The 13591-nt window shown below is 35.6% G+C and carries 7 protein-coding genes and 1 pseudogene; 4 read left to right on the forward strand and 4 right to left on the reverse strand.

The features are described 5' to 3' along the window. Positions 1–1046: 1046 nt before the first annotated feature. Together gpmI and secG are read left to right on the forward strand one after the other, a co-directional pair. Positions 1047–2645 carry a 2,3-bisphosphoglycerate-independent phosphoglycerate mutase gene (gene gpmI / locus SAGCYANO_RS29535; protein ID WP_202223325.1) on the forward strand — a complete coding sequence of 533 codons (1599 nt, stop codon included), beginning with the start codon at positions 1047–1049 and terminating at the stop codon, positions 2643–2645. Positions 2646–3102: 457 nt separating this feature from the next. After that, positions 3103–3336, forward strand: a complete 234-nt coding sequence (gene secG / locus SAGCYANO_RS29540) for a preprotein translocase subunit SecG (RefSeq protein WP_124147553.1) — start codon at positions 3103–3105, stop codon at positions 3334–3336. 139 nt (positions 3337–3475) lie between these two features. Here the strand turns inward: secG and SAGCYANO_RS29545 are convergent, their stop codons facing one another. From SAGCYANO_RS29545 to tnpA, 3 genes are all read right to left on the reverse strand, one after another. Beyond that, positions 3476–4297: a tetratricopeptide repeat protein gene (locus SAGCYANO_RS29545; RefSeq protein ID WP_202223326.1), complete on the reverse strand. Its 822-nt coding sequence runs from the start codon at positions 4295–4297 to the stop codon at positions 3476–3478. A 468-nt stretch (positions 4298–4765) separates the two neighbouring features. Beyond that, positions 4766–6901 (reverse strand): pentapeptide repeat-containing protein, encoded by a 2136-nt coding sequence (locus tag SAGCYANO_RS45930; protein WP_237396832.1) that lies wholly within the window; start codon positions 6899–6901, stop codon positions 4766–4768. A gap of 398 nt (positions 6902–7299) precedes the next feature. Next, positions 7300–7710, reverse strand: a complete 411-nt coding sequence (gene tnpA / locus SAGCYANO_RS29565; protein WP_202223327.1) for an IS200/IS605 family transposase — start codon at positions 7708–7710, stop codon at positions 7300–7302. Positions 7711–7760: 50 nt separating this feature from the next. On the opposite strand from tnpA, the gene SAGCYANO_RS29570 reads away from it, so the two are divergent. Continuing rightward, entirely contained in the window at positions 7761–8990 is a 1230-nt protein-coding gene (locus SAGCYANO_RS29570) for an RNA-guided endonuclease TnpB family protein (RefSeq protein WP_202223328.1), read from the forward strand. A 501-nt stretch (positions 8991–9491) separates the two neighbouring features. On the opposite strand, the gene SAGCYANO_RS29575 is transcribed toward SAGCYANO_RS29570, so the two are convergent. After that, positions 9492–10766, reverse strand: a complete 1275-nt coding sequence (locus SAGCYANO_RS29575; protein ID WP_202223329.1) for a HEAT repeat domain-containing protein — start codon at positions 10764–10766, stop codon at positions 9492–9494. 375 nt (positions 10767–11141) lie between these two features. Between SAGCYANO_RS29575 and SAGCYANO_RS29580 the strand changes: the two are divergent. Further along, positions 11142–11923, forward strand: a pseudogene (locus SAGCYANO_RS29580) (IS1 family transposase). The last annotated feature ends 1668 nt before the right edge of the window (positions 11924–13591 follow it).

Consider the following 13591-nt stretch of genomic DNA (forward strand, 5'->3'; position numbering starts at 1 on the left):
GCGGCATATAGAGACTAAGAAACTGTTTGTAAAGTTTTGTAAAGTAAAGAGTTGACGGAGCCTAGTGACAGCTATATCGCCCTTTAAACTGTAAAAACTTAGTTATTTATCCTAGACTTTGCAGTCCGCAATACCCAATTTCCGAGGGGTAAAAATACTTCATAATTCTTTACAAACAACCTCTAAGTGCTATAAACAAAGGTATGGAGAGAATAGTAAAGAAGGGAAAACAGCATTAAACAGTAACAAATACAAATATAAATATAAGGTACTCAATCGGCGCGCTTTTTTTTTCTAAAAAACTCAATCTATAATTTACAGAGCAAATAAAAACACTACATACAGTAAAGCTAATATTAATTGTGAACTAGGTATACCAAAATTAAATTCTTAAAAAAAAATCAGGATATTTATTTAGATTACTTTCTATAATTTAAAAAAATTCTATTAGTTTGAGCGATAACTTATTGATTTATAGTGAGTTATACTTTTTCTCTATTGCCTTCTGAAGCTATTTCCTTTGAACCCCCCTTAATTATCAAATTCATGCTAATATCAAGTTAATTCAATATTATTTATATTAATACAATTAAAGTGAAATTAAGAAATGATTTGAACGATCTAGTATCTTTAGCTAAAAATTTCATTGAATCAGCAAACATTTATCATTTATTGGGTAAAAGCTATTAGCAAATGGTTCAAAGTTTAAACTGTAAAACCCAACTGATACAAAGAAAATAATATTTGGGGAAACTAGAAACAAAGACTCTAAAATCTCAAATATCAATGGGAATTAGTTGATATCCTATTCAATTTTTCCTATCAACTGGAGTGGGAAACAGTTAACTGATGAGCGATCGCTCAATAGTGATTGTCAATTACAAACCTGTTAAAAATATTACTGTTGACTTGATAACTCTTAAGACTGGTCTACTCACATAAATTAAGTAGATATTAATAGAGATTTTAGATAAAAATCTACTTAATTGTAGTATGTTGAATTTAGTCATTATAGAACCGAGATTAGGTATAAAAGGAAAAAAATCATGGGCACAGTTTCTATATCTCCGGTTGTACTAATTATTCTAGATGGTTGGGGTTATCGAGAAGAAAAAGAAGGAAATGCCATTGCTGTTGGTGAAACACCTATAATTGATAGCCTTTGGCAAGCATATCCTAGAACTTTGATTCAAGCTTCTGGGAAGGCAGTAGGTTTACCAGAAGGCCAAATGGGCAATTCGGAGGTTGGTCACTTAAATATTGGTGCAGGGAGAATTGTACCCCAGGAGTTGGTAAGAATATCTGATGCAGTAGAAGATGGGTCAATTGCTCAAAATCAAGACATAGTTAAATGTTGTCAAGATGTTAGTGAACGTAATTCCAAACTTCATTTAGTGGGTTTATGTTCCCCTGGAGGAGTTCATTCTCATGTAAACCACTTATTAGGTTTACTGGACATGGCTAAAGCAAAAGGAATTTCTGATGTTTGTATTCATGCTATTACTGATGGACGTGATACAAATCCAAAATCAGGAGTCCAGGCACTCAAACAAATAGAATATCACATTAAACAAAGTGGTGTAGGACGCATTGCAACTATTAGTGGTCGCTACTATGCAATGGACAGGGATAAACGATGGGATAGAATTCAAAAAGCTTATGAAGTGATGACCACAGACGGTTATGGAGTAGGTTGTTCTGCTTCTGATTTACTACAGCAGTCTTATACTGAGGGTATAACAGATGAATTTGTCATCCCAGTTAGAGTATCCCCTGGAGCTATAGAACCTGGAGATGGAGTAATATTCTTTAATTTTCGTCCAGATCGTGCCCGTCAATTGACTCAAGCTTTTGTAGAACCAGATTTTAATGGGTTTGAGTGCCAGAAAATTCAACCATTGACATTTTTAACTTTTACTCAATATGACCCTAGTTTGCCCGTCTTAGTGGCTTTTAAGCCTCAAAACTTAAATAATATTCTTGGAGAAGTAATTTCTCAGCATGGTCTCCGTCAACTCCGCACTGCTGAAACTGAAAAATATGCTCATGTAACTTACTTTTTCAATGGAGGTTTAGAACAACCATTTGAAGGAGAAGACCGAGAATTGATTCAAAGTCCAATGGTTGCTCATTATGATGAAGCACCAGAAATGTCAGCAGAAGAAGTGACAGAAGTAGCGATCGCTGCTGTGGAAAAACAAATCTATTCTCTCATTGTGATTAATTATGCTAACCCTGACATGGTAGGTCACACTGGGGTTATGGATGCGGCAGTGAATGCAGTTAAGACAGTTGACCATTGTTTAGGACAACTTTTAGATAGTATTAGTAAAGTAGGTGGCACAGCAATCATCATTGCTGATCATGGTAATGCTGAATATATGTGGGACGAACAAGGAAGTCCTTGGACAGCTCACACTACAAATCCTGTGCCATTTATACTCATAGAAGGAGAGGGGCGAAAAATTCCCGGTCATGGCACTGAGGTGCCTTTACGACAAGATGGCTGTTTAGCAGATATAGCACCAACTATTTTGGAAATTCTAAAGTTGCCCCAACCTCCTGAGATGACTGGAAGGTCAATAATTGAAAATGCTGGATATGATATTCAACAAGATCGTACTCCTGTACGAGTGGGTTTGTAGTCAGTCAGGCAGGTAGGAGACAGTTCAACAATTAATAATTAATTATCAATTATTAATTATCAATTATTACCTCTCCTTTAAAACGGATAGGATTGACTCAAAGGAAAATTTTTCTTTTTATCACATTACAAAAAAGAGGAGGCTTTAAACCACAATTTTTCGGTAATGGAAAACAAAAGGAGATTTTTCAAGAAGTGGTCAGCTTTTCCTGCGGAATGCTGCGCAAACAGTGATCGGTAGATTTTGTTTGAGACTTCCTCGGATAGCGGAGCATTCCGGAACAGAAAAGAGATTTCAACTCCTCCGAAGGCCATCCTACTGATAAGCAGCCAGGGATTTTTACCCAGAGCTGCTATAAGCTGATAGCTAGTTAAACTTCTAAGTCAAGCTTTGTTTTCTAAAAATTATCTCCCTCAAGATCAGTGAAATTATTGGATTTTTTAACGAATTAAAAACTATGAATGTTGTTCAACTTGCAGAAATTATCTGGATTATATCGGCTATAGGTATTGTTGTATTTGTATTGTTACACAGCCCCAAAGGTGATGGAATTGGTGGTATTGGTGGACAAGCTCAATTGTTTACTAGCACCAAAAGTGCAGAGATAACTTTGAATAGGATTACTTGGACTTTTTCTGTACTTTTTATGGGTTTAACTATACTTCTTAGTGCAGGATGGTTACCACAATGAGAATTTAGAATTCAGAATTTAGAATTTAGAATTCTGGATGTAAGGAAATTTAAAGGTTTGAGAATGTTCTAACTATCCTGGCAACTACTATACTACATATTCCCAGACATTTGTCTGGGAAACAAGTAAATTTAGTCAACTATTTTAGGTTAATAAACTTTTCCAAATTATTAACTAACTTAGGAGGCCAACGACGAATATTAGCTACCCAATCAAGGTCTTGATACCGGGGGTCTAATCCTACAGCAGCTACCCAGTTACTTTCCGCTTCTCCTTTTTTGCCTTGTTGCCAGAGACAAGCAGTTAATGCTGCCCGCATATCAGCAAAGTTAGGATATTTACGAACCAGACTTTTTATGGTTTTTACTGCTTCCTGAGTTTGTCCAATTTGGTAAAGAGCTAGAGAATAATTGGCACGAGCAAAGGCATATTCAGGAGCTAATTCAGAAGCTTTTTTGTAATCTTCGGTCGCTTTTTCCCATTCTCCCAGCCCTCCTTCAGCATTACCACGGTTATTGTAGGCAACTGGATCTTCAGGGTCTAATTCTATAACTTGATTATAATCAGCGATCGCTTCTGACCATTTATTTAGTCTTTCATAAGCAATACCACGATTTAGATAAGGGTCTGGAGCATTAGGAAAAATTTCTATTGCTTTTTGATAATCAGATATTGCCTCTTCTATTTTATTTTGGCTAAGTCTAATATTACCTCTGTTGCTCAAAATTGCTGGATTATCGGGATATTGTTCTAGGATTTGAGTCCATAAATTTTCGGCATTGGCAAAGTCACCGTTATTACTGGCGTTTAAGGCTCTATCAAATAGATTTTCTAATTCTTCTAATTGAGTGGGGGTAATATTCTGTGGTTGAGTGGCAGCTATTACTGTTACTGGGTTGCTCAAGCAAAATACAGATAATAAAAGGATTGTTATGAAAAGTTTGCGAATTAAGTGTGGCATATTGATAATTTGTTTATAGCAGTAATAAAGATAAATAGTATTATATTGTCTGACGCTTCAATTTTTCTATAGTATAGGTAATTTCAGTTATCAGTTATCAGTTATCAGTTATCAGTACCTCTAGCTGTAGCAAGAGGCTTAAAATATGAAATATTCTCTTTTTTATAGTTGTTTAACTTAAAAATGAGACGTTTTTTCGTCTGAAACTTCCTCAGAGTCAGAAAGCTTTGTCTCAATCTAAAGTTAAATGACTATATCCCCTTAAAAGGGGAGGCTTTAGACCAAAATTTTCTGGTAATGATTTGAAACTTTTATTCTATAGTAAGTCGTTCAATTTCCTGTAATATTATTGTTAATAAAGGAATTATTAGTTTAATTTCCAGAAAAATTACTTGTTATTTTGATTGTGAGTAATACTAATTTGTTAAAAATATGGAAGAGCTTGCTCCTCATAATTAGTGACGGATTTTATGGTTCAATCCAACCTTGAAAAGCTGCTACTAAAATATTAGCAACTGGATTATCTAGAGCTTCTTTGAATGCTTCTGTTCCTCCTGATTTTAATGCTCCTATTACTCGCTGTTTTAATGTGGGGTTATTTTCTACAATTTCAACAGCTTGAGCAACTACTGCCATTTTATCTGCTGTAGTTTCTGTAGGATTTGATTGTTCTAATTGTTTGAGAAGTTGTTGAATTTCTGCTGCTGTTTCAGCTAATGTTTTTTGTTGAGCTTCATAAATATTTCGAGCAATTTTTGAGTCTTTAATTTCTCCTTGGCTATCAGCTAAACCATAAATTTCTCCTTTGTTGCCAACTGCACCACGAATTGCTCGAATTTCTCCGTCTTTTCCAATTCCATAGTTTTCTCTAATATCAATTTTATCTCCTATACTTTCTGGCATATTTGTATCTCCTTTATTACTATAATTTTCTATATTAACACCACCAGACCGATTAAATGCTTTATCTACCCAAGCTTCTAGTTTTTTTGTATATTTTTCCTTTTCTGCCAAAAGCAATCTAAGTTGTTCCGGTGAAAGTGCTTCTAGACTGTCATAAGTATTAAAATATTCAGAATGTAAAACTGAATGGTTAGCTTGAGGTGTCGTTTCAGCTTTTATCAATAATCCTTGACGATTTTTCCCTCGCTTTTCCATAGAAATAATTTCTAATTCTGCCTCTGGATGGTTTTCCTGTAGCTTCCGAAATGAATATGCAACTATTCGGGGGTCTACTGCTTGGTTGTGATAGATGTTTAGTATCTCTACCATCGGAGTAATAAAATCCACAAATTCACCTTCCTCAAAATTCTTTCCCCAATCAGCAGGTTGACGGAGAGGGTTATCATTAAGACTTTCTTGAGGAGTAAGCTTGAGAAATTCAGGTCGTTTTTCTGGGGGCAAGCGCATATAGACATAATCACACTTGATACGATCTAGTTTAGTTCTTCTGGTTATCCTCCAGTCCTCAATAAAAGCTCCGGTTAAGGTTGCTCCTGTGAGGTCAGTTCGATCTAGAAAAGTTCCTACTAACTTAGCACGGGAAAGGTCAGCATCTTGAAGGTTGGCTGAGTTGAGATTGGCTTCTATGAAACTGGCATTAGTTAAGTTTGCTCCTTGGAGATTGACTCCTTTAAGGTAGTTTGAGCGATTGAAGTTTTGATTTTTTCCTTGACCTGTTCTAACTAACTCTCTGACTTTAGGCTCTTTTAGATAGGTTGTTCCTGGTCGTATGCGGTCTAGTTTTATTGTGTTTTTCCAACAAGTACGGGTTATGTCAGCTCCTGTAAAATCTGTACTTTTGAGAGTAGCTTTAGTGAAATCAGTATCAGTTAAATTTGCATCTGTGAAAGAAGTTCCACCTATTGCAGCAAAGGCAATAGCTATGCCACGAGTTAGAGCATATTTTTCATCTCTTTTAATTGCTTCATAAGCAATGTGATAACTTAACATTATTTGGAGTCCAGTAAGGGCAAAGGCGAAAGTGACTGCGAAGGTTTGGTCGAAGAGCCCGGGTGCAACGGTGGCTCCGGCGAAGGTTATGACTCCAGCAACCCCGAGGACTCCAGCAACCCCGAAGTCTCCAGCAACTGCAAGGACTCCGGTAAAGGCTACGAACATAGCTATGGCTGCAGTAGCGACAAATACGGAGGCGACGAATCCGTCTTCAGAAAGGACGACCCCGAAGGTGAAGGCTGCGATTAGGTTGACGCGAGGTACTCCATGATGAATAATTGTTGCCCAAAATATAATAAGTAAAGCTAAGGCTACTAAAGCAGTATTCTGCTGTTCTAGATTATCTAAGTTGTATATTCGCCATAAAAAAAGTAAACTGAACAAAATAAAAAAAGCTGGAATTACGACCAAAGCACACGCAACAACAAACAGAACTGCTGCCCAACGCTTTTGTAATCCTGCCTTAGCTCCAAAAAATTTAGCACCCCTCAGATTCGCACCTCGAAAATTAGTACCTCGAATATCCGCTCCACTAAAATCTGCTCCAGATAAATCTTTTCCCTTAAAAGATAAACCCCGAAGACTCAAACCTCGGAAATCTCGTCTACCTTTTTCATATTCCTGCAATATCTCACGCGCTCTCATCATTAGTATTCCTGGAAAATTGAGAATTTAGGGTCACTTAGGTCGATACATAAAGTCAAAAGTCAAAAGTAAGATTTTAGAGGTTTCAAACCTCAACCGAGAGGTTTTAAAGGCCAAACGAGAGGTTCTAAACCTTAACTGCTGTTTGCTAAAGGCTAATTTGATAGACTATCCTAGATAACAACAAATATCTACAAAACTTCTAATGTATCATACTTCTAATCTCTGTTAATATTTTTAGGACTTACGCAGAGACTACATATAGAACCCCTTAGTGGTATCTTCATAAATATTAAATTTTTTAGCTAGACTGCCGAGAAGCCTCACACCATAATTTTTAATTTGGTGTCAGATGAATCGGTGGTCAATTAAGTAGGCTCGATGCCTACTTATTGGCAATACTATTCTGGTGTTTTCTGGTTTTCAATATACTTTTTCAAAGTAGAAATTGTCACCCCGCCACAAGAAGCAATAAAATAAGAGCCATTCCATAAAATATCTTTCCAGTAAATAGCATTAATTTGTTCTGCAAATTCTTTTCTTAACCGTCTGCTTGTGACTGTTTTGACGTTATTAACTAGCTTACTTAACATGACGTTGGGATGGTACTGAAACAAAATGTGAACATGATTTTCTTCCCCATTAAATTCTATTAATTTGCATTCCCATTTAATTAATAATTCTTCAAGAATTTCATTTAAGCGAGTCAGCATTGATGCCGTAAAAACATCTTTCCTGTACTTTGTTGTTAAAACTAAATGGGCCTTTAAATCTGACACTGAACGGCCACTTGATACAAAATCTGATTGCATAATAGTTGCAATAGTGTTATAATAAAATCATACACCAAATTAAAGTAGATATGCGAACCGCTTACCAGTACAAGTTATTGCCCAACAAAGAACAAGCCGCAGTAATAGAGTTGTGGCTGGAATTGTTGTGTCGGCAGTACAACTATAGGTTAGGGGAGCGGTTCTCGTGGTGGGAAGAAAATCGTTGTCCAGTTAACGCTTGCCCCTTGGTGATGCCAATTCCTCAACTCAGAAATAATCCAGATTATTATTCTCAAAAACGAGATTTGGTCAATACCAAAGACAAGTTTCCTTCCTACAAGCTAATTCATTCTCAGGTTTTACAGGATTGCATTAAACGGGTAAAACTTGCCTTTGATAGATGGTTTACAGCAGATAAAAATGGAACTAGATTAGGGAAACCAAGGTTTAAGGGAAAAGGACGTTATCGAAGCTTTTGTTATCCTCAAATCAAGCAAGACTGCATTGAAGGAAACAAGATCAACTTGCCCAAAATTGGTAAGGTAAAGTTGATTCAGCATCGACCAATACCAGAAGGATTTCAAATTAAAACTGTTAGTATTAGTCGCAAAGCTGATGGTTATTATGTGACGCTATCCCTAGAAGATAAGTCGGTTCCTCAGTTCACAACTGAAGTTAAACCTACCTCAGAAAATACTTTGGGAATAGATATGGGGTTAAAAGACTTTTTGGTAACAAGTAACGGAGAGTCGGTTCCCATTCCTCAATATTATCGCTCATCTCAGAAGCGATTAAAGACTTTACAGAAACGTTTATCTCGAAAGAAAAAAGGCAGCAAAAGATGGTTAAAAGCTCTTCTAGCTGTGGCTAAACAACATAAAAAGGTAGCTGACAAGCGTAAAGATTTTCATTTTAAAACAGCCAATGAATTGTTATCAAAAGCTGAAGTTTTCGCCCATGAAAACTTAAACATTAAAGGGCTAGCAAAAACCCGTTTGAGTAAATCAATTAATGATGCTGGATGGGGCCAATTCCTGTCTATTCTTGCTGTCAAAGCCGAAAATGCTGGACAGAAAACCATAGCAGTGAACCCCAAAAATACTAGCCAAGATTGCTCAAATTGTGGTGAAAAAGTCAAGAAAGAATTAAACATACGAACCCATTCTTGCCCGCACTGCGGCATAGTAATAGACCGCGACTTGAATGCGGCGATAAATATCAAAAATAGGGCGGTAGGGCATTCCGTCCTTAAAGCTCGTGGAGCTCGACGGGATACCGGGGCTACGAAACGAGAAGCCCACACTATAGCCTCAGCTTAGTGTGGGAGATGTCACCCTTGAGACAGCTATACTGGAGACAGCTATACTGGAGGTAATAGGTAAGAGGGAAGAGGTTCGAGGGAAGATGTGGGGAGAAATAATACAAAAAATTTAACACACCAACAGAAGATTTTTCCTCACTCATTGATGCCCAAAAAGACTCTTACACCATAATTATATAGCTACCATCAGGGTTCTATACAAAAACTAAGACGTTATAGTTTTGTACATCATCAATTAAAGACTCTTACACCATAATTATATAGCTACCATCAGGGTTCTATACAAAAACTAAGACGTTATAGTTTTGTACATCATCAATTCTCGATATTTAATAGGTTGAGCTGAGGTAATAAAACTACCCCATCCCCCTATCTACCAATCACCCCATCTGCCCGTCTATTTTTAAATAGGTCTGTTTAGGGGTTCTATATATCAAAACTATAACGTTATAGTTTTTAGACTCTATATATATTACCTTTGCGTAAGTCCTGGTCCCGATCAAATCATATTTTTTGCTTTAGCTTGAATCAATAAATCTGAGTCATTCGCAACTAAATCACCAGCTTGACTATCCCCTAACTGCTTTAACCCCAACAAACAAGCATATTTCAAATCAAAAATTCTTGTATTACTAATAGTCTCCCTAAGTAAAGGTATAACCTTCTCATCTCCTAAATTAGCCAAAGCAAGTGCAGCAGCACCACGAGACTTCTGAAACTGAGGCGCTGTGTTATGCAATGCTTCTACCAATAAATTATAACCATCAACATATTTAAGCAAACCCAAAAGCTTGACTACATGATAGTGAGCACCATAATCATTATGAGCGCTTTCTGCAAAGGTTGCCATTAACGCTGCACCTGCAATTTCTGAGTAAGTCTCTAAAAGGGTTTTGCCAGCCAGATAACATCTACCAAAATCTGTACTGTATAATTCTTGAATCGCAAATTCTAAAGTAGGAGTTTGGTCGTATTCATGGACTAATTCTAAATCATTGGGATGGTCACGAACTACCAAATCTAAATAGGGTTCGATTTCAGAAAAGTTAATTTTACCTGTAGGTATACCTGTTTCTGCTAGGAGTCTAATTCCCCGGAGACGAAAAACCATGGAAACTGGGCATTTAGCAATATTAGGAATAGATGGATAATATTTAGTATCGATTAGGTCTTGAATACAGCCCCGTCTAGCATTAACATTTGAGTGTTCTAAAAATTCTACCACTTTTGTCATCTGGGAATAATCCTCTGTTAAACGACAAACAGTAGCGATCGCTGCACTAGCAATAGGTTCGTCATCAGATGCTGTAAATTTTTGAATCTTATCTATTGCAGGTTTATAGTTAAATTTTCCTAACACCTGAATAATCAAACGATAACTTTGATCGGGTTTTTCCAACAACTGAGCAATTTCTGCAAGAATTTCTAAATCTTCAGTTCCTATTTCGCCAATTGCCCAGACAGCATTTTCTACAGTGTAACAGTCTTCGTCACTTAAGCAAGCTCTAATTGCAGGTAGTGCTGATGTTGCATTTAAACGTCCCAATGTTTCGATCGCTTTACGTCTGGCAATTTTATGTTCTAGAATTGGGTTTTTATCTTGTAGAGTTTTGATTAAGACATTGATTGAACGAACGCTTGGAAAGTTGACTAAATGACTTGCTGCAATATAGCGATCGGATTTGTCTTCTAATTCTTCGAGTGGTGTTTCTAATAAAGAAATGGCTTTTTCTTCACTTAATCCGGGAAATATATTAAAAAAACGCTTATCCATTTTTTCTGTTGTTAATTACAATCAACACTTAATTAGTTTCTTTAATAAATCATATAGCAGTTTGCAACAAAAGCCTACACTGAAAGCTGTTAGTGTCAGTTTATATCATATCCGTTTAATTAATAATATTTTTTTATAGCAAATGAAGCAAAGGTTAGGAGAGATTGAATGAGGAGTATAGCATAAGGAAGAAGGAAAAATATTGCGTTGTCTGAGTTTTAAATTTTTTATATGCTGGCACCCTTTCTTTCAACTTCTATAAATATAAAAAATGGGATAAACTACAGCTATAAAGGTTTTTGGCGTTGCTGAATTAGGGTATGATTTGGGAAAAGAGCGATCGCCAAAAAAGTCAACTTATTAGAATTCAAAATTATGCAATGTCCTGAATGTAAATCAGATCATATCAATAAAAATGGTCATAAAAAGGAAAGCAAAACTATATTTGTGTCCATTGTGGCCGACAATTCATAGAATGTTATGAACCTGGTAGAGGTTACTCTCAAGCTCTTAAACAAGAATGTCTAAAAATGTATATCAATGGTATGGGATGAGCGAGGTATTGAAAGAGTCAAGAAAGTGCATCATACCACAATTATTAATTGGGTCAAACAAGTAGGGAAACTCTTACCTGATTGTTATGATCCACAGGAAACTCCTGAAGTAGGAGAATTAGATGAATTAGAAACTATGGTATGCTCAAAAAAAACAAAATTTGGCACAGGAGCTGCAGTAGACCACTTTAAACAGGGTATTTTGGGATGGGTTTTAGGAGACCATAGTGCCAAAACTTTTGCTCCCAGGGCGGGAAGTTATTAGTAAATGGAAATGTTATTTTTATGTGACAGATGGATGGAAAGTTTACCCAAATTTTAAACAGTGATGGAGATCAAATTATTAGTAAAACATACATGGTTCGATTTTGTTGGTGAAAATACGCTTATTAAGACATTATTTAGCAAGGTTACATCGTCAAACTCTTTGCTATTCTAAGTCTGAAGAAATGCTCAAATATTCTATTCAATTATTAATTCACGCTTCTAAAATTTAGAGATGTGCCAACTCCTTATTCAAATAATATAAATTATTTTATAGTGAGCGCGATCGCTCTTTTTCCAAATCATACCTTAATTCAGCAACGCCAGGTTTTTTTATGACCAAAAAGTAAGGTCTCAAGCCTTCCCTTCTCAGGGGATGAAAAAAATAAACTTCAGTATTTCAAGCTTCGTAAGCATTTCCTGCGGAATGCTGCGCAAACAGCTATTAGTAGTCAGCTAGCCTCCTCCGGAGGAACTACGCTCTTCAGCAATTAATAATGAGTAATTACTTCTAAGGTTTAGTCCGTGGACTTTGCCATTAACTTTTATTCAAACTCAATTTCAAAGGTTGCTTTTATCTTCCTCAAAATTAATATAGCAATCAGGAATCAGTTGTGAGAATTGAAGTGTTCCTTAAAAGTACAGAATATAGGAATTATTGCATTTATATGATATGTTTTTTTCTTCTTCTCTGTTGCCTTCCGGAGCTGTTGCCTGTTGCCTAAAATTTCCAATATCTCACAACTCAAATCATATTGCTATAGCTGATAGCTAACTGCTGAATGCTTACAAGCTTACTACTTCAGAAGGAGGTACTGTTAACTAATAACTGATAACTGAAATGACCTAATCTAGACTTCAACTCCTGCTAAAAGCTTTATAAAAATCTTCTATAAAAACATCTCTAATTTTTTAAAAATCTCAAAAAATGATGGTTACTGTGTAAGCATTCAGCCATCATATATCAGCTTTCATCCATGAGTTATTAACTCATTATTTTGAAAGGAGAAATTAGTATCCAAAAAGTTAAATATAAAGAACAAGATCATCAGTTAATCTTAGTAATTTATTACTTTAAAAGCTAATAGCTGACTGCTGAATACTTAATTTTTACCTTACTGTTAACTCTAATATAGTAAGTATTTAGTCCTCATATCTCAGTTTTCAGCTATTGCTTTTAGTTGTAAATCAAAGCTTTACTAATTGAATCATAATTTATATTTACGCATACAAAGCTGGCTGAAACAGTCTATATTCATTAAAACCCTTTTATTAGAGCTGAAAGCTGACAACTAATAGCTGAATGCTTACCTAATATATCTGGACAAAACAACTCGCCAATAATGTAGAATCTTAACGAAGTCAGAAGTCAGAAGTCAGATAGGGAGCCTTCGGTAGGGCGACGTACAAAAGTTATTTTTGTAACGGGGATTTGAGAAGAATTACAAAAATATTTCGCCTTAAAAGGCGGGGTTGCGCGACCCATGTTATTTTGATAAAATAAATTGAGATTTCGGTTTTCTTTGAATAGTTGTTGATAAATTGATTTTAAACAACAAGCAAGATGCAAAGATATGAATTATCTATTGGATTAATTTGTATCAAGTTTGTGTTAGGAGATTATGCCTTCAGAAAAATTCTCCAAGCTATTTTTAGAAAGTTATTTTTTTAACATCTTGTAGTTTTCTATACTCTCCATAACCAAAACAACAGAGGTGTCTTATTCATTTAATATTTTTTGCAAATTTGTCAAGCAATTCAAGAACAAAAGTAATAAAAATTAACTTTTAATTCTTTTAACTATAATTGATATTATTAATAATAAAGTTTTATTACTTTGTTTCTCATAAATGAGATTTTAAACTGCTAGTGCTTTATATAGTTATATCAGTGACTATATTTAAGTCATATATTTCAGAATTAGCTTTACTAAGGAGAATTCAATGCTTGATGCTTTTTCCAAGGCCGTGACTAGCGCTGATGCTGGTGGTAAATTTGTTGGTGGTG

Source organism: Okeania sp. KiyG1, assembly GCF_014132355.1.
Lineage (GTDB): Bacteria > Cyanobacteriota > Cyanobacteriia > Cyanobacteriales > Microcoleaceae > Okeania.